The organism is Mycobacterium numidiamassiliense, assembly GCF_900157365.1.
Taxonomy (GTDB): Bacteria; Actinomycetota; Actinomycetes; order Mycobacteriales; family Mycobacteriaceae; genus Mycobacterium; species Mycobacterium numidiamassiliense.
In genome coordinates this window covers 534,221-551,726 of sequence record NZ_FUEZ01000004.1, presented here as the reverse complement: position 1 = coordinate 551,726, position 17,506 = coordinate 534,221, and the positions used below count along the sequence as shown (strand labels likewise).

16 protein-coding genes, 1 tRNA gene and 1 pseudogene are annotated in these 17,506 nt (G+C 68.4%); 10 read left to right on the top strand and 8 right to left on the bottom strand.

Going from position 1 to position 17,506, the window contains the following annotated elements; translation table 11 throughout:
- The first annotated feature begins 7 nt into the window (after positions 1–7).
- Positions 8–899 (top strand): annotated as a pseudogene (locus tag MNAB215_RS11070) (DUF222 domain-containing protein).
- A 27-nt stretch (positions 900–926) separates the two neighbouring features.
- Positions 927–1,670, top strand: a complete 744-nt coding sequence (locus MNAB215_RS11065; RefSeq protein WP_077081926.1) for an SIMPL domain-containing protein — start codon at positions 927–929, stop codon at positions 1,668–1,670.
- A 63-nt stretch (positions 1,671–1,733) separates the two neighbouring features.
- Here MNAB215_RS11065 and hpt read toward each other — a convergent pair whose 3' ends face one another.
- Genes hpt through dacB form a run of 4 tightly spaced genes read right to left on the bottom strand, consistent with a single transcriptional unit; the run spans position 1,734 to position 5,774 of the window.
- Positions 1,734–2,345, bottom strand: a complete 612-nt coding sequence (gene hpt / locus MNAB215_RS11060) for a hypoxanthine phosphoribosyltransferase (RefSeq protein WP_077078902.1) — start codon at positions 2,343–2,345, stop codon at positions 1,734–1,736.
- A gap of 44 nt (positions 2,346–2,389) precedes the next feature.
- Positions 2,390–3,361, bottom strand: a complete 972-nt coding sequence (gene tilS / locus MNAB215_RS11055; RefSeq protein WP_077078901.1) for a tRNA lysidine(34) synthetase TilS — start codon at positions 3,359–3,361, stop codon at positions 2,390–2,392.
- A complete protein-coding gene (locus tag MNAB215_RS11050) occupies positions 3,340–4,392 on the bottom strand; it encodes a zinc-dependent metalloprotease (RefSeq protein WP_077078900.1) in 1,053 nt (350 codons plus the stop codon). The genes tilS and MNAB215_RS11050 overlap by 22 nt, the downstream gene beginning before the upstream one ends.
- Positions 4,389–5,774 (bottom strand): D-alanyl-D-alanine carboxypeptidase/D-alanyl-D-alanine endopeptidase, encoded by a 1,386-nt coding sequence (gene dacB, locus MNAB215_RS11045; protein WP_077078899.1) that lies wholly within the window; start codon positions 5,772–5,774, stop codon positions 4,389–4,391. Before dacB ends, MNAB215_RS11050 begins: the two co-directional genes overlap by 4 nt.
- A 121-nt stretch (positions 5,775–5,895) precedes the next feature.
- Between dacB and MNAB215_RS11040 the strand changes: the two genes are divergently transcribed.
- Entirely contained in the window at positions 5,896–6,384 is a 489-nt protein-coding gene (locus MNAB215_RS11040; protein ID WP_077078898.1) for an inorganic diphosphatase, read from the top strand.
- Between the two features lie 58 nt (positions 6,385–6,442).
- Complete coding sequence (locus MNAB215_RS11035) at positions 6,443–7,144, top strand: hypothetical protein (protein ID WP_077078897.1); 702 nt, start codon at positions 6,443–6,445, stop codon at positions 7,142–7,144.
- A gap of 2 nt (positions 7,145–7,146) precedes the next feature.
- On the opposite strand, the gene MNAB215_RS11030 is transcribed toward MNAB215_RS11035, so the two are convergent.
- Positions 7,147–8,226: a DUF475 domain-containing protein gene (locus MNAB215_RS11030; RefSeq protein WP_077078896.1), complete on the bottom strand. Its 1,080-nt coding sequence runs from the start codon at positions 8,224–8,226 to the stop codon at positions 7,147–7,149.
- 74 nt (positions 8,227–8,300) lie between these two features.
- Between MNAB215_RS11030 and MNAB215_RS11025 the strand changes: the two genes are divergently transcribed.
- The 3 genes from MNAB215_RS11025 to MNAB215_RS11015 are packed head-to-tail and all read left to right on the top strand — an operon-like array spanning position 8,301 to position 10,661.
- Positions 8,301–9,578, top strand: a complete 1,278-nt coding sequence (locus tag MNAB215_RS11025; RefSeq protein WP_425436534.1) for a hypothetical protein — start codon at positions 8,301–8,303, stop codon at positions 9,576–9,578.
- 2 nt (positions 9,579–9,580) lie between these two features.
- Positions 9,581–10,312 (top strand): glycosyltransferase family 2 protein, encoded by a 732-nt coding sequence (locus MNAB215_RS11020; RefSeq protein ID WP_077081925.1) that lies wholly within the window; start codon positions 9,581–9,583, stop codon positions 10,310–10,312.
- 13 nt (positions 10,313–10,325) lie between these two features.
- Positions 10,326–10,661, top strand: coding sequence for a DUF2304 domain-containing protein (locus MNAB215_RS11015; RefSeq protein ID WP_077078894.1), 336 nt, complete (start codon positions 10,326–10,328; stop codon positions 10,659–10,661).
- A 2-nt stretch (positions 10,662–10,663) separates the two neighbouring features.
- On the opposite strand, the gene MNAB215_RS11010 is transcribed toward MNAB215_RS11015, so the two are convergent.
- Positions 10,664–11,608 (bottom strand): NAD-dependent epimerase/dehydratase family protein, encoded by a 945-nt coding sequence (locus tag MNAB215_RS11010; RefSeq protein ID WP_077078893.1) that lies wholly within the window; start codon positions 11,606–11,608, stop codon positions 10,664–10,666.
- Between MNAB215_RS11010 and MNAB215_RS11005 the strand changes: the two genes are divergently transcribed.
- Positions 11,574–13,406: a hypothetical protein gene (locus MNAB215_RS11005; RefSeq protein WP_245830252.1), complete on the top strand. Its 1,833-nt coding sequence runs from the start codon at positions 11,574–11,576 to the stop codon at positions 13,404–13,406. The two genes, MNAB215_RS11010 and MNAB215_RS11005, sit on opposite strands and share 35 nt — an antisense overlap.
- A gap of 56 nt (positions 13,407–13,462) precedes the next feature.
- On the top strand, positions 13,463–14,227 hold the full coding sequence (locus tag MNAB215_RS11000) for an SDR family oxidoreductase (RefSeq protein WP_077078891.1): 765 nt from the start codon (positions 13,463–13,465) through the stop codon (positions 14,225–14,227).
- Between the two features lie 154 nt (positions 14,228–14,381).
- On the opposite strand, the gene MNAB215_RS10995 is transcribed toward MNAB215_RS11000, so the two are convergent.
- Positions 14,382–14,457: transfer RNA gene (locus tag MNAB215_RS10995), tRNA-Thr, on the bottom strand.
- A gap of 55 nt (positions 14,458–14,512) precedes the next feature.
- Entirely contained in the window at positions 14,513–15,721 is a 1,209-nt protein-coding gene (locus MNAB215_RS10990) for a DNA polymerase III subunit delta' (RefSeq protein WP_077081924.1), read from the bottom strand.
- Positions 15,722–15,831: 110 nt separating this feature from the next.
- On the opposite strand from MNAB215_RS10990, the gene MNAB215_RS10985 reads away from it, so the two are divergent.
- A complete protein-coding gene (locus tag MNAB215_RS10985) occupies positions 15,832–17,505 on the top strand; it encodes an adenylate/guanylate cyclase domain-containing protein (RefSeq protein ID WP_245830435.1) in 1,674 nt (557 codons plus the stop codon).
- The last annotated feature ends 1 nt before the right edge of the window (position 17,506 follow it).

The window sequence follows — 17,506 nt, the reverse complement described above, 5'->3', positions numbered from 1 at the left end:
CGAATGTATATTCGAGTGCGAACCTGACCCCGCCGCTCCGGTGGCGGTTGCCGAGTCCCTGCATCGGCAGGAGTCGATGTTGACGGCTCGCCGCATGGCGGCGGTGCGGCATTGCTGCGGTATCGGGTGGCCGAGGAAGAACGGGGCGAGGGCCGAGGGTCGAACCGATTGGCGGACAGTACGGTTGATCCTCAGCCGCACTGATTCGCTCTCTGACGACAAGCTGAGCGCGAAGGTCGACCAGTCGCTGGCAACGCGCACCGGCAACTGGCACGGCTGGTCGAAGCTGCGGATCGTCAACGCCGTCGATGCCACCGCGCGCGCCACGGACCCCGACGCCGCCCGCGAGCGCCGGGTTGCCGCCGAGGACGACCGGCACATCGGAATCAACGCCCTCGACGACGGGATGGCCGAGATTTAGGGCACGGTGGGATCACGGTCATGGGCAACCTCAAATGCCTTTGCCGACAACATCATCGACTCAAGACTTTCCACAGTGGATGGCAAGATACTCAACTGCTCGACGGCACCGTCATCTGGACGTCCCCCACCGGGCGAACCTATCGGACCTCACCGGCCGGTGCGGATCTCTTTCCGCCGTCACGCGCCCGCATGCGCCGCGCCGACACCCAGCAGGCGCAGCAGGCCGAAGCAGCGAAGCTCTCGAATTACGCAGGCGCGCAAGCATAACCGGACGCAAAGAAGCGCGTCGGCAGGAAATCAAAGCACGACAGTTCCGAAACCACATGCGCGACATGCTGTTTGCCTTCAAGGACGCACCGAGCACCAGCCCGTTCTGCACCTGGATCAATGATCCGCGGGAGCCGGAAGAACTACCTGCGGATTGGACTCCCGACGAACCGGCCCCAGCATCCTTGCCGATCGACCCTCCCTTCTGAGGCCCCGGTCGCGCTAGGGTGCCAGGCATGGCGACCGCACGAAGATTTGCTCGCTGGACGATTGCGCTGGCCGCGACCGGCCTGGCCACGGCCGCCATGGCGGGGTGCGACAAGCACAATTCGACGCCGGCACCGGGAGCGAATCCGCGGCAGGTGACCGTGCTCGGATCGGGTCAGGTGCAGGGCGTCCCGGATACCCTGACCGCCGACGTCGGTATCGAATTCACCGCTACCGATGTCACGGCCGCGATGAACCAGACCAACGACCGTCAGCAGGCGGTCATCAACGCGCTCGTCGGCGCGGGCCAGGACCGCAAAGACATCAGCACCACCGAGGTCACCCTGCAGCCGCAATACAGCAATCCAGGACCCAACGGCACCGCGATCATCACCGGCTATCGGGCCACCAACGCCATCCAGATCAAGATCCACCCGACCGACGCTGCGTCACGCATGCTGGCGCTGATCGTCGGCACCGGCGGCGACGCGACCCGGATCAATTCGGTCAGCTACTCCATCGCCGACGACTCGCAGCTTGTCAAGGACGCACGCGCGCGGGCTTTCAACGACGCCAAGAACCGGGCCGATCAGTACGCCCAGCTGGCCGGATTGCGCCTGGGCAAGGTGCTGTCCATCTCGGAGGCCACCGGCGCTTCGCCTACCGCAGGCGGGCCTGCGGCTCCGCCGAAGGCCATGCCGACCGCGGTCCCGCTAGAGCCCGGCCAGCAGACGGTGAGCTTCTCGGTGACGGCGGTGTGGGAGCTGGACTAGTGGCGATCGCAAGCGCGGCGTAGCCGGGCGCGGCGGTGTGGACGCTCGACTGAGTCCGGCCGGCTACTCCTCGTAAATCCTGGGGTCGAGGGTCCCGATGTAGGACAGGTCGCGGTAACGCTCGTCGTAATCAAGGCCGTAGCCGACCACGAACTCGTTGGGGATATCGAAGCCCACGTAAGAGATTTCGACGTTGGCGCGCACCGCGTCCGGCTTACGAAGCAGCGTGCACACCCGCAACGAACGCGGATGCCGGGTTTTCAAATTGCGCAGCAGCCAGGACAGGGTCAGGCCGGAGTCGACGACGTCCTCAACGATCAGCACGTCGCGATCGTTGATGTCGCGGTCCAAGTCCTTGAGGATTCGCACCACGCCCGACGACGACGTCGAAGAGCCGTAGGAGCTGACGGCCATGAATTCGAACTGCGTCGGCATGGGAATCGAGCGGGCCAGGTCCGTGACGAAGATCACCGCGCCCTTGAGCACGGTGATCAGCAGCAGATCCTGCCCCGTCGCGGCGGCGCTGGCGCGATAGTGGTTGCCGATTTCCTCGCCGAGCTCGGCGATGCGGGCCTGAATCTGGTCGGTCGTGAGCAGCACCGACTTGATGTCCCCCGGGTACAGCTCCAGCGGCGGATCGGGGGTGATCGCCGAGGGGATCTGGGCCACGCCCACAGATTGCCACGCCAGCGCGCGAATCACCAACGGCGGCCTGGCGTTTACACAGGCTCACGGCGCAGAAAGAGCACACCGTCGCGCCGCGCGGCGAACAATCGCTCGCCCCGCAGCGCGGAGCCGACCGCCACTCCGCCCTGCCCGCGCCACGCGGTGACCAGCGTGTCCACCCCGCGGATCTGCTTGTCAGTGAGCCCGGTCGCACCGCCGGCCAGCAGCCAGCCGCGGATCACCCGGCGCCGCACCGGGTCGGCCAACCCGGCCAGCGCCTCGACTCGCAACCCAGCGCCCGTGTCCGCCTCCGGCAGGGCCGCGGCGGCCAGCGCGTCGATCAGCTCGGTGTCCTCGCGCAGTGCCGTCGCAGTGCGGGCCAGCGCTTCGGCAACTCCGCCGCCCAGCACGTCCTCCAGCAGCGGCAGCACCTCAAGGCGCAGCCGGGCACGGGTGAAGCGGGGGTCGCTGTTGTGCGGGTCCTGCCACGGGGTCAGACCCAGCTCACGGCAGGCGGCATGCGTGGTGGCCCGGCGAACACCCAGCAGCGGCCTGCACCACGGCGGATCGTGCGGGCGCATCCCCGCGATCGAACGCGCCCCGGAACCACGGCCCAGCCCCAGCAGCACCGTCTCGGCCTGGTCGTCGAGGGTGTGCGCCAACAGCACGGGCCCGTGCCGGTGGGCGCTCAGGGCCGCATAGCGGGCGGCCCGCGCCGCCGCCTCGGGCCCGCCCTTCGGACCAAATGGGCTGCCCACCTGCACGCAAATCACGTGTGCGTCAACGCATCCCAGTGCGAAGGCTTGGGCGCGCGCGGTTTCGGCGACCGCCGCCGACCCAGGCTGCAGGCCATGGTCAACGATGCAGGCGGTGGTGGGCCGCAGCTGCGCGGCGACGGCCGTCAACGCCAACGAATCCGGGCCGCCCGACAGCGCAACACACCATTGGTCGTCGACGTCCAGATGGGCCTTGGCGAACGCCTCGACAGCGGCGCGCAGCTGCCCTACAGCACCCGGTCGATCCATCGCTGAGGGTCTTCGATCTCGGCGGGCAGCGGCAACGTATCGGGGCCCGACCAGACGGTGTTGAACCGTTCCATTCCCACCCGGCCCACCACGTGGTCGACGAACGCCTTGCCGCGGGTGTACTGGATGAGCTTGGCGTCCAGCCCCAGCAGGGCACGCATGAGGCGCTGCAGCGGCGGTTGCTTGCGTTGGCGCCGCTCGTCGAATCGACGGCGGATGAGGGCGACCGACGGCACCGCCATCGGCCCGACCGCATCCATCACATGATCGGCGTGGCCCTCCAGCAGCGTGCCCAGCACCAGCAGCTGGTCCAGGGCCTGGCGCTGCGGCTCGGACTGCACGGCGCGCACCACGCCCAGAATCCCCGGCGAGCTGCCGTCCGCGTCCGGCGTCCCCACCCCGCGGTTACGGACATACTCGGCGAGCCTGCCCGCCACCTGCCCGACGTCCTCGCCGGCGTCGCGGGTCAGCAGCGCGAGCCCCTGCGACATGTAGTCGGCCAGCCAGCGGTTGGCGGTGAACTGCACCCGGTGGGTCACCTCGTGCAGGCACACCCACAACCGGAAATCGGCGGGCGCGATACGCAGCTGACGCTCGACGGCAATGACATTCGGATAGACCAGCAGCAGACAACCTTCGCGATCCGCGGCGAACGGGTCGTATTGACCGAGGATCCCCGACGACACGAACGCCAGCACCGCACCCGTCTGGGCGCCGGTGATGCGGCCGGTGAGAAATCCGCGGGGCTTCTCGGTGCCGTTCATCATCAGCCGCATCGACTCGGCCGCCGCGCCGACCCACTCGCCGCGATCGACCACGCGGGCCGCCGGTATCGCTCCCTCGGTGGCCAACCCCGTCACGTCGCGCACCAGCGGTTCGGCCTTCGCGGCCGAACTCGTCAGCTCCGTGATCGCCTGGCGGCGGGTGTAGTCGCTGGACGGCGGGCCGGGCCGAGCCAGCCGCTGCCCGACGGTGGCCGCGAAGCGCCAGTCGACAGCGGTACCGATGGTCAGGTCAGCCGATGTGGTCATGAGCAACCACAAGTCCACAGCTTGCCGGCCAGGGCATCCATCGCATTGCGGCCGTTTGGGCCGGCGGCATTGGAGATGAACGCGAAGGTCAGGACGCGACCGCTGCGGTCGGTGACGACGCCGACCAGCGAATTGATGGCGGTCAGCGAGCCCGTCTTGGCCCGCAACCAGCCGGCCGGGCCCTGGTTGGTGGCCGAGTCGAGGAAGCGGTCGGCCAGCGTCCCGCTGCCACCGGCGATCGGCAGCAGATCGAGCAGCGCCCGCAGCGACGGCTGGTCGGGCCCCGCGGCCGCCTGCACCGTGCCGTCGAGGGTCTTCGCGGTCAGACGGTCGTCGACCGACAGCCCGCTCGAATCCTGCAGCGCGGCACCGGTGGTGTCGATGTGCGCGGTGCCCAGTCGGTTGGTCACCGCGTCGACCGCGCCGGCGAAGCTTCGCGGCCGATTGGTCGCGCCGGCCACCTCACGGGCGATGCATTCGGCCAACACGTTGTCGGAGTGGTCCATCATCTCGTTCAGCCGCACCACCAACGGCGCCGACTGCACCACGGCCAGCTGCCGCGCCCCCGACGGTGCAGTCGCGATCGTCACCGCCCCGGGATCCATGCCGAGGGCCTTGGCCAGCTCGCGCCCGGCGTCCAGCGCCGGGGTCCGCGATCGTCTCGAGTTGACGGTGCTCGGCTGGATGCGTCCGGCGTCGATCATCGTCGACTCGATCGGTGCGATGTCGCCGTTGTCGACATCGGTGGGATCCCAGCCCTGCGCCAGCGTCGGGCCGCTGAACGCCGAGACGTCCACCTGCACCGCGGTCGGCGTCATGCCGCTGCGGTGGATCTGCTCGACCAGGTCGCTGATCCTGGGCGCACCCCGGTACCAGGTGTCGACGCCGGGCGGCGCCGCCGACAGCGTCGGATCCCCGGCGCCCACCAGGACGATGGGCCCCTGGGCGTTCGGGCTACCGGCCACGACCCGGGTGCTGATCCTGGCCTGGCTGTCCAGGCTCAGCAGCGCGGCGGCCGCAGTGAGCACTTTGTTGGTCGACGCGGGTACGAGCGGCAGATCATCGGCGACCTGCCACAGTTCCTTGCCGGTGATGGCGTCAGTGATCCGCCCGCCCAGCCTGCCCAGGTTGGGATCGGCGGCGGCGGGCCCCAACACGGCCGCCAGGCTGGGGGCGCTGGGTGTCTCGGCGGTGTCGGTGACGGGCACCATTCCCGGCTTCACCGCGGGCGGGCGCGGCGGGGGTACCGAGGCTCGCGTGCCGGCAGTGCCGTGAATACCCGTCGTGAAGAACATCGCGGCCACGACCACCGCGGCGATAAACGCCAGCACGGCTAACCCGACGAACACTTGGGTGGATCTCCGCCGGCGAGTAGGACCCATGGAACTCCTGACTGTTTGATCCCATTCTGCCGAACCGTTCCCCGTTCTGACCTCTCGGCTAGGGTGAACCCGCGACGCAACGGATCTACCGGGCCGACCGATTCTTCAAAGGAGCCGAGCAGTGCAATTCGACGTGGTCATTGAGATCCCCAAAGGCCAGCGGAACAAGTACGAGGTCGATCACAAGACGGGGCGGGTGAAACTTGATCGCTACCTGTACACGTCGATGGTCTACCCGACCGATTACGGGTTCATCGAGGACACCCTCGGCGAAGACGGCGACCCGTTGGACGCCCTAGTGCTGTTGCCGCAGCCACTGTTCCCCGGCGTTCTGGTGGAGGCACGTCCGGTCGGCATGTTCGAGATGACCGACGAGGCCGGCGGCGACGCCAAGGTGTTGTGCGTTCCGGCCGGCGACCACCGGTGGGATCACATCCAGGACATCGGTGACGTCCCGGCCTACGAACTGGACGTCATCAAGCACTTCTTCTCCCAATACAAGGCTCTGGAGCCGGGCAAATACGTCAAGGCGGCCGACTGGGTCGGCCGGGCCGAAGCCGAAGCCGAAGTTGAGCGCTCGATCGAGCGGTTCAAAGCCGAGGGGCACTAACGCTGCTGGCGTAACCGCGCCCACCCCACTCCGCGATTCTCGGTGGCATCCTGGCGAGGTGACCCCGGTGCTGCATTTCGCCGCGAACTTCTGGTGGCTGATCTTCCCGTTCGCGGGTGCGATCGGCACCGGCATCAGGGCGGTGACCGCCGCCAACGAGCGTCGCGCGGAGCGACGGATGGAACGGTACCGGCTTAAACAGCAGGCCAAGATCGCCATCGCGCAAGCCTCCGGCCGGACGCGGGACAACGAGGAGACCTCGCGGCGCGAACTCGCCAAACTCCTTGAGGCACACGGTCGTGCCGACGCCCGCTGGCTGGACTACGAAGTCGACATCGCCAAGTCGCTGGACTTCCCGCTGATGACCGATATGCGTGATCCGCTGACCGTCGCGTTCCACAAGGCGAAGCGGCACGCGGACCTGCTGCGCCCGGACCGCCCGCAGGACGTCGACGCCCTGTCTGGCGATCGCGCCGCGCAATCCGAATATCGCAACGCCGTCCACGAGTACATCAGCGCGTTCGAGGTCGCCGAGGCGGAGGCGATTCGGCGGCGCCGCAGCGACTTCTCCGAAGACGAACAACAGCGGATGGCGCGCGCCCAGAACCTGCTGCACCTGGCGCAGGACGAAGCGGCCACCCGTGAGGAACGCCAGAACGCGTACGCCCGGGCCGGCAGGGAACTCGACGGCCTTATCGTGTTGCCCGCCCCGGCGCGGGCCAGCATCGAACGACGTATCGCCGGGCAGATCGAGGCATAACCTCAGGCGCCCTTGGCAATTCGCCGGTTGCGCAGCACGCTCCACGCCAACGCCGCCCCGATGAAGACCACGCCCACCGACGCGGTGAACACTTCGGGGATCTCGAAGTGCGGCTCTATGGAGAGCAGCATGATCACCGACAGCGCGCCGATCGCCCAGTGCGCGCCATGCTCCAGGTAGACGTACCGGTCCAGCGCATCCTGCTGCACCAGGTAGATGGTGATCGACCGGACGAACATCGAGCCCACCAGCCCGAGACCCAGCGCGATGACGATCGGGTCCGAGGTGATCGCGAAGGCCCCGGTGACCCCGTCGAACGAGAACGCGGCGTCGAGGACCTCGAGATAGAGGAACAGCGTCAGGCCCGCTTTGCCGGCCGCCAGAGCCAGGCCGGGCCCGCCCGTCGCCTCGACATCCAATGGCTGGAACGCCCGGCTCAACCCGTTGACAACCAGATAGGTCACCAGCCCCAGCAGCCCGGCGGTCAGCACCGTCGCGCGCTCCTCGGTGGAGTGCGTCAACATCGTCCCGGCCAGCACCAGCGCGACGGCAGCCACCGCCACCGACACCTGACCAAGCCGACCAATGCGGGCAAACGGTATCTCAATCCACTTGAGCCACTTGATCTCTCGGTCCTGGACGACGAAATCCAAAAACAGCATCAACAGGAAGATCCCGCCGAAGGCGGCAATCTGCGGGTGCGCCGCGACGACCAGCTTCTCGTAGCTGGGTGAACCGTCGGGGAATTCCAGTGCCCCGTGCGGCGGCGGATTGAGCGCCAGCTCGAAAGCGCGAACGGGCTCGACGCCGGCGGTCGCCCAGACCAGCAACAGCGGAAACACCAGCCGCATACCGAAGACCGCGATGAGGATCCCGACGGTCAGAAACATCTGCCGCCAGAACCGGCTCAGCCGCTGCAGTACCGCGGCGTTGATGATGGCGTTGTCGAACGAGAGGGACACCTCGAGCACGGCCAACGCCACCAGCAGGAAGAGGGCGTTGAGCCCGCCGTGTGCATATCCCGCGACGAGGGCCAGGGCGGTCACCAGTAGCGAGACACCGAAGACGCGAAACGCTGCCATGGCTCCTTCCCGACAGGCGCTCACAATAGCGAAGCCGATCGACATCGCGGGGCTTGCGTGCCGGCGCACTTAGTATCTTCACGGTGACCGAAGTCGGCGGCACGTCGTCCCCACTCACGCGTGCCAGCGTGGCCAGGGTCGGTGCCGCGACCGCGCTGACGGCACTGTGCGGATACGCGGTGGTTTATCTGGCCGCGCGTGACCTGGCTCCCAGCGGCTTTTCCATCTTCGGCGTGTTCTGGGGCGCATTCGGGCTGGTCACCGGCGCCGCCAACGGTCTGCTGCAGGAAACCACCCGAGAGATCCGGTCGATGCTCAACGGCAACGGACCGGCGAGCCCGCCCGACTCCGGGCGACCGCGCACGCATCCGCTGCGGGTCGCCGCCGTGGTCGGGGTGGCCGCGGCCGTCGTGATCGCCGCCAGCTCGCCGTTGTGGAGTGGGCGGGTGTTCGTCGAGGAGCGCTGGCTGTCGGTGGCACTGCTGTCCGTCGGCTTGGCCGGGTTTTGCCTGCACGCCACGCTGCTCGGCATGCTGGCCGGAGCCAACCAGTGGACCCAATACGGGGCGCTGATGGTGACCGATGCGTCCATCCGGGTGATGATCGCCGCGGCCACCTTCGTGATCGGGTGGGGCCTGACGGGATTCTTGTGGGCAACCGTAGGTGGAGCGCTCGCCTGGCTCATCGTGCTGCTCGCCTCGCCGGCAGCACGCGCGACATCGCGCCTGCTGACGCAGGGCGGCATGTCGACCTTCCTGCGCGGCACCGCGCATTCGATCACCGCGGCCGGCGCCAGCGCGATCCTGGTGATGGGCTTCCCGGTGCTGCTGAAACTGACCAGCAGCGAACTCGGCGCCCAGGGCGGCGTGATCATCCTGGCCGTGACGTTGACCCGCGCGCCGCTGCTGGTGCCGCTGACCGCCATGCAAGGCAACCTCATCGCTCATTTCGTCGACGAACGCACCGACCGGCTGCGCGCCCTGATCACACCGGCGGCGATCATCGCCGGCATCGGGGCGATCGGGGTGCTGCTGGCCGGCGTCGTCGGGCCCTGGCTGCTGCGGGTCGCGTTCGGGGCGCAGTACGACGCCCGGGGCGCGCTGCTGGCCTGGCTGACTGCGGCCGCGGTGGCGATCGCGATGCTGACCCTCACCGGCGCCGCTGCGGTCGCGGCCGCGCTGCATCGCGCCTACTCGCTGGGCTGGGTCGGCGCGACGGCCGCATCGGGACTGTTGCTGCTGCTGCCGTGGGCGCTGGAGACTCGCACCATCGTCGCCCTGCTGTGCGGCCCGCTGGTCGGAATCGGCGTGCACTTGGTCGCCCTGACGCGCGTCGGACGCTCAACCGGGTGATCCTGGCTAACCTTGGGAGCATCGAAACGCAATATTCCGGCGTCTGGATCATCATCCCCGCCTACAACGAAGCTGCGGTCATCGGTGAGGTCGTCGCCGATGTGCGCTCGGTCTTCGACCACGTCGTGTGCGTCGACGACGGCAGCCGCGACGGCACCGGGGAGATCGCCCTGCGGGCCGGGGCCCATCTGGTGCGCCATCCGATCAACCTGGGCCAGGGAGCGGCGATCCAGACCGGGGTCGAGTACGCCCGTAGGCAGCCCGGGGCGCAGGTCTTCGCCACCTTCGACGCCGACGGGCAGCATCGCGTCAAAGATGTGGCCGCGATGGTCGAGCGGCTGGGCGCCGGCGACGCTGACATCGTCATCGGAACCCGGTTCGCCCGCCACGACGGGAGCCGGCCGCCGGCCGCAAAAGGGCCACCGTTTTTGAAGAGGGTTGTCCTGCGCACCGCCGCCTGGCTGAGCCCGCACGGTCGCCAGCTCGGCCTGACCGACACCAACAACGGCCTTCGGGTGTTCAACAAGAAGGTCGCCGACGGGCTCGACATCACCATGAACGGGATGAGCCACGCCAACGAATTCGTCCTGCTGATCGCCGAAAACCATTGGCGCGTAATCGAAGAGCCGGTCGAGGTGCTGTACACGGACTACTCGAAGTCCAAGGGCCAGCCCCTGCTCAACGGCGTCAACATCATTTTCGACGGGTTCCTGCGAGGGAGGATTCCTAGATGACAAAGAGCGAGAAATGAACTGGATCCAGGTGCTGCTGATCGGATCGATCATCGCGCTGCTGGTGTATCTGCTGCGTTCCCGCCGGAGCTCACGGTCGAAGGCGTGGGTCAAGGTCGGCTATGTGCTATTTGTGCTGGGCGGTATCTACGCCGTACTGCGGCCCGACGACACCACCGTGGTCGCGAACTGGTTCGGGGTGCGACGCGGCACCGACCTGATGCTCTACGCGCTGATCATGGCGTTCAGTTTCACCACGCTGAGCACGTATATGCGGTTCAAGGACCTGGAGTTGCGCTACGCGCGCCTGGCCCGGGCCGTCGCGCTGGAAGGCGCACAGGTGCCCGAGTAGCGCTACGAGCTGTGTGCGGCGCGGAAGAACTCGACCGTGCGACGCACGCCCTCGTCCAGCCCCACGTTCGGCTGCCAGCCCAAAACCTTTGCCGCCGAACCGATATCGAGGCACGATCGCTTCAGGTCACCGAGCCGGGGCGGATGAAACTCCGGGTCGTCGGGTGCCCCGACGGCCGCTGCGACCGCCGAATGCAGTTGTCTGTCCGAGGTTTCGACGCCGGTGCCGACGTTGAATCGCTGCCCGCCGCCTGCGTCCCCGGAGGCCTTGACGAACGCGTCCACCACGTCGTCGACGAACACATAGTCGCGGGTGTTGCTGCCGTCGCCGAATACCTTGGTGGTCTTGCCCGACAGCAGCGCCTGGGCGAAGATCGCCACCACGCCGGCTTCACCGTGCGGATCCTGGCGTGGGCCATAGACATTCGCCGGTGCGATGTGCGAGCACTCCAGGCCGTACAGATGCCGGAAGGTGTTCAGGTAGATCTCTCCGGCCACCTTGCCCGCCGCGTACGGCGACCACGGATCGCATGCCACGACCTCGGGAGTCGGATACTGCGGCGGGATGCCGTAGATGGACCCGCCCGACGAGGTGTGCACGATTTTGCGGACCTGAGCGCGCTGCGCGGCGTCGGCCAGCCGCACGGTGCCGATGACGTTGACCGAGGCGTCGAATTGCGGGTCGGCCACCGAGTGCCGCACGTCGATCTGCGCGGCGAGGTGAAACACCACCTCGGGCCCATGCTCGTCGAGGATGGCGTCGAGGTCCGCGGTCACGATGTCGGCCTCGACGAAGACGTGCGCGGGGTTATCGGCGAGATGCTCGAGGTTGGTCGCCCGACCCGTTGCGAAATTGTCCAGTCCCACCACGGTGTGGCCGTCGGCGAGGAGGCGGTCGACTAGCGTCGACCCGATGAATCCGGCTGCCCCGGTGACCAGTGCGCGCACCGGCCCACCATACCGGGGGTTCCCCGTGGTTCGGGGTGTCCCTGCGGCAGCCGCTGCCCTGATCGCCGTGCAGCTCGGGATACGTGCGGTGCTGGCGTTCGGCGGCTATTTCTACTGGGACGACCTGATTCTCGTCGGAAAGGCCGGCACCGAGGGCCTGCTGTCGCCGTCATACCTGTTCGACGACCACGACGGCCACGTGATGCCGGGCGCCTTTCTGGTCGCCGGGGTGATCACCCGGTTGGCGCCGCTGGATTGGACCGGACCGGCGATCAGCCTGGTCGTGCTGCAGTTGCTGGCCTCGCTGGCACTGCTGCGCGCGCTCTGGGTGATCCTGGGCTGGCGGTGGGTGCTGCTGATTCCGCTGACGTTCGCGCTCTTCACCCCGCTGGGGGTGCCCGGGTTCGCGTGGTGGGCGGCGGCGCTGAACTCGCTGCCCATGCTGGCTGCGCTGGCCTGGGTGTGCGCCGACGCGATCCTGCTGGTGCGCACCGCCAACCTGCGCTACGCGGCGACCGGCGTGCTGGTCTACTTCGGCGGGCTGCTGTTCTTCGAGAAGGCCGCGGTGATCCCGTTCGTCGCCTTCGCGGTGGTAGCCCTGCTCTGCCATGTTCAGGGCGATCGCGCGGCGGTGCGGACCGCCTGGCGGGCCGGCAAGTGGTTGTGGATCGCCTCCCTGTTGGTGACCCTGGCCTGGGTCGCGGTCTATCTGGCCGTGGTCAACCACCGGCGATGGAGTTTCGACCTGTCGATGACATGGGATCTGCTGTCGCGGTCGATCACCCACGGCATCGTGCCGGGGCTGGCGGGCGGGCCGTGGCACTGGGACCGCTGGGCGCCGGCGTCACCGTGGGCCACGCCGCCGCCACTGGCGATGGCGCTGGGCTGGCTGGTGCTGATCGGGCTGCTGGCGCTGTCGCTGGCCCGCAAGCAACGCATCGGCGCGGTGTGGCTGACCGCGGCGGGGTATGCGGCGGCCTGCCAGGTGCCTATCTATCTGCTGCGGTCGTCGCGGTTCACCGCCCTTGAGCTGGCGCAGACGCTGCGCTACCTGCCGGATCTGGTTGTGGTGCTGGCGCTTTTGACCGCCGTGGCATTGCAGGCGCCGAACCGGCCGGCGAGCGCGCGCTGGCTGGACACCTCGCCGCCACGGGCCATCGCGACGACGGGGTTGGCGGCATTGTTCGTGACCAGCAGCCTGTATTCGACAGCGACATTCCTGACCAGCTGGCGCGACAACCCGGCGCAGCCGTATCTGCAGCGTGCCGAGGCCAGTTTGGCTGCCGCGCACGCGAATTCGACCGCTCCGCTGCTCGACCAGGAGGTCGATCCGCTGGTGTTACAGCGGGTGGCCTACCCGGAGAATTTGGCCAGTCACATGTTCGCGTTGCTGCGAAACAGACCCGAGTTTGCTTCGGCCACAACACAATTACGGATGATCGATAGCTCGGGCCGGCTGGTCGCCGCGAGGGTGACCTGGGTGCGGACCATCGCGCCGGGCCCGATGCCGCAGTGCGGCTATTTCACCCAGCCGGACAGGCCGGTCCGCCTGAAGCTGGACGGGCCGTTGCTGCCCGCCGATTGGACCGCCGAATTCAACTACCTGGCCAACAGCGACGGCTCGATGACGGTGTCGCTGACCGAGGGGCCCGACGTCAAGGTTCCGGTGCACCCGGGCCTCAACCGCGTCTTCGCCCGGGTACCGGGCGCCGGCGACGCCATCACCGTTCGCGCCAACACCACCGCGCTGTCGCTGTGCATCGCGTCGGGACCGGTCGGTTTTCTGGCCCCGGCCTGAATTCGAAGGTGTCACTATTGAGATGCGACTGAGATGCGACAGGAAGGAACACACCCATGGCGGACCTTCTGGCTCGACCGATCGACGGCGTCACCGCCTTGGTGACCGGAGCCAACCGCGGACTCGGTCAGGCTTTTACGCAGGGGCTTCTTGACCATGGCGCCGCGAAAGTCTATGCGGGCGCTCGTGATACAGGTTCGGTCGACGTGACCGATGACCGCATCGTCCCGGTCCGGCTGGACATCACCGACCCCGCCGAGGTTGCGGCGGCCGCGCACGACTGCGCCGACGTGTCGCTGGTGATCAACAACGCCGGTGTGCTGCTGCAGAAGCCGTTTTTGGCCGCGCCGGACATGTCGGCCGCCCGCAGCGAGATGGAGATCAACTATTTCGGCACACTGGCCATGGCGCGGGCATTCGCTTCGGTGCTGGCCGTGAACGGCGGCGGCGCCCTGGTCAACATGCTGTCCGTGGTGAGCTTCTACGCGTCGCCGTTCCACGGCTCCTACTGCGCCTCGAAGTCGGCGGCGTGGGCGTTGACCAACGCGATTCGAGTGGAGCTGCACGGCCAGGGCACCCTCGTGGTCGGAGTGCACGCCGGGTTCATCGACACCGACATGGCCGCCACCGTGACCAGTTCCAAGATCTCGCCGCGCGAGGTCGCAAGCCAGGCACTGGATGCGGTCGAACAGGGACGCCCCGAGGTGTTGACCGACGACAGGACCCGCCGGGTCAAGAGCCTGGTCCCCACCGACCAGGACAGCCTCTACCCCGAGATTCAGCGCAGTTGGGATGCCGGCGAATCACCGTGGAACGGCTGATCGCGGGGCACCGGTCTAGCCGTCCGAGTCTTCGTCCTCGGGTTGTTCGTCGTCGCCCTCGGTCTTTTGTGGGGGCTGTTCATCGCCTTCCGGCGGTGGCTGTTCGGCGGTCGTCATGGGGTTCACCTACCCGGAACATGGGATGGGAAACCGTTGGAGCCGCCTGGGGGAATCGAACCCCCGACCTATTCATTACGAGTGAATCGCTCTACCGACTGAGCTAAGGCGGCACACCCGGACGCCGGGCGGCACGAGTCTACGGCAGGCGGCCGTGCCCACCCAACTTCAATCCCGCAGTTCCTGGCCGATCGTGGCCACCATCGCATCGACGGCGAACTTGGGTTTGACGTTGACGGCCAGCGCCTCGCGGCAGCCGAGCACCGCCTCGATGCAGCGCAACAGCCGTTCCGGGGTGGCGTGGCCGGCCAGCGCCGCCACCCGCTCGGCCATGTCGGGGTGGTTGGCCCGCACCGCCCCCGCGCTGGACGACACCATCAGGGCATCGCGGAAATAGGTCGCCAGGTCGATCAGCGCCCGGTCCAGCGCGTCGCGCGACGCCCGCGTCTGCCGCGACTTCTGCCGTCGCTCGAGGTCCTTGATGGCGCCCGCGGCACCGCGCATGGCCCCCGCGGCGCCCTTCCCCGTCCCGCCGGCGCCCAGAGCAGTCCGGAGCTCTTCGGTCTCGGCCTCGGCGCGATCGGCCGTCAACACCACCGCCTCGGTCTCGGCCGCGGCCACCAACTCCTCGGCGGCGGCGTAGGCCCGCGCCGGGGTGGCGGCGTCGCGCACCAACCCCAGCGCCCGCTCCCGGTGCTGCCGGGCCTCCGGATCGGTGGCCAGCCGCCGGGCCCGCCCGACATGACCACCGCTGACCGACGCCGCCCACTCCGCGGTGTCGGCGGCCAGACCGTCGCTGTCGACCAGCACGTGCGCGATCGCCTCGGTCGACGGGGTCACCAGCGCGACGTGGCGGCACCTTGACCGCAGCGTGACGGCAATGTCCTCGGGGTCCACCGACGGCGCACACAGCAGGAACACCGTCGACGGCGGCGGCTCCTCGACCACCTTCAGCAGGGCGTTCGCGGCGCCTTCGGTCAGCCGGTCGGCGTCTTCGATCACCACGACCTGCCAGTGCCCGGTGGTCGGGCGGCGCGAGGCGATCTGCACGATCCCGCGCATCTCGCCGACGCCGATGGACAGACCCTCGGGAATCACCCGGCGGACGTCGCCGTGGGTACCGGCCATCGTCGTCGTGCAGGCACGGCATTCCCCGCACCCGGGTTGCCCATCTGACGTGCATTGCAGCGCGGCCGCAAAGCACAACGCGGCCACCGAGCGCCCCGACCCGGGCGGGCCGGTGATCAGCCACGCATGTGTCATAGTCCCGTGATCCGCCGCGCTGTGAACAGGATCACGGCGGGCAGCCCTCGCGGCGCTGAGCAGCTCGGCCTCGACCGCTTGCTGGCCTACCAGCCGCGTAAACACTCCGGACATCAACGGCAACAGTAGTGACACCGGCCGACGTCCACCGGACGGCCACCCAATCGCGACACTTCCGTGATGTATTCCGGTGTTTTGCCAGGTGCCGGCGACTTGCCGAGGCGATTAGAGGTTTCCAACAAGTCCCCCCCGACCGATACGGTGGGCAGGTGACTACCGGGGCAGCACTGCCCGGGCGAATTAACGGATTCGTCCGGTGGGTCTTGCGTACCCCGTGGCCGTTGTTCTCGCTGAGCATGCTGCAGGCCGACATCATCGGCGCCCTGTTCGTGCTCGGATTCCTGCGCTACGGCCTGCCGCCCCAGGACCGTATTCAACTCCAAGACCTGCCGACCCTCAACTTGACGATCTTCGGTCTGTCGCTTGTCGTCTTGGTCGTTGCCGGCTGGGTGCTGAACCTACAACTGCTGGTGCCGGTTTTCCGCTGGCAGCGCCGCGACAACTTGCTCGGCGAGGCGGATCCGGCCGCCACGGAGGTGGCGCGCAGCCGGGCGTTGCGCATGCCCTTCTACCGAACGCTGACCAGCGTGGTGCAGTGGTGCATCGGCGGCGTGGTGTTCGTCATCGCCAGCTGGTCGGTCGCCAAGTACGCGGCGCCGGTCGTGACAGTCGCCACCGCGCTGGGTGCCGCCGCGACCGCGATCATCGGCTACCTGCAATCGGAGCGGGTGCTACGCCCGGTGGCGGTCGCCGCGCTGCGCAGCGGTGTACCCGAGAACGTCAAGGCCCCCGGCGTCATCCTGCGCCAACTCCTGACCTGGACGCTGTCCACCGCCGTGCCGGTCCTGGCGATCGTGCTGGCCGTGGTGGCCGACAAGGCCTCCCTGCTGCATGCCCCCCCGGAGCGGTTGTTCACCCCCATCCTGTTGCTGGCCCTGGCGGCGCTTGCCATCGGCTTCGTCAGCACGCTGCTGGTGGCCATGTCGATCGCCGACCCGCTGCGTCAGCTGCGCTGGGCGCTCAGCGAGGTGCAGCGCGGTAACTTCAACGCGCACATGCAGATCTACGACGCCAGCGAGCTCGGTCTGCTGCAGGCCGGCTTCAACGACATGGTGCGCGACCTGTCCGAGCGGCAGCGGCTGCGCGACCTGTTCGGTCGGTACGTCGGCGAGGACGTGGCCCGCCGGGCGCTGGAGCGCGGCACCGAGTTGGGTGGCCAGGAGCGCGACGTCGCGGTGCTGTTCGTGGATCTGGTCGGCTCCACTCAACTTGCCGCCAGCCGCCCGCCCGCCGAGGTGGTGCACCTGCTCAACGAGTTCTTCCGGGTCGTCGTCGATACCGTCGCCAAGCACGGCGGCTTCGTCAACAAGTTCCAGGGCGACGCGGCGCTGGCGATCTTCGGCGCGCCCATCGAACACCCGGATGCGCCCGGCGGTGCGCTAACCGCGGCCCGTGAGCTGCACGACGCGCTCCTCCCGGTGATCGGTTCGGCGGAATTCGGCATCGGGGTGTCATCCGGGCGGGCCATCGCCGGCCACATCGGCGCGCAGGCCCGCTTCGAGTACACCGTGATCGGCGACCCGGTCAACGAGGCGGCGCGGCTCACCGAGCTGGCCAAACTCGAGTCCGGGCACGTGCTCGCGTCGGCGATCGCGGTCAGCGGCGCGCTGGATGCCGAGGCCCTGTGCTGGGACGTCGGCGAGATCGTCGAGCTGCGCGGTCGCTCCGCACCCACACAGCTGGCCCGCCCGGTAAAGCTGGCGCCCAGCGGGGACGGACGGATCACCAGGGCCGCCGCGAAGGAACCGTCCTCAGAGGCCATCGGCCCCGGCTACTAGA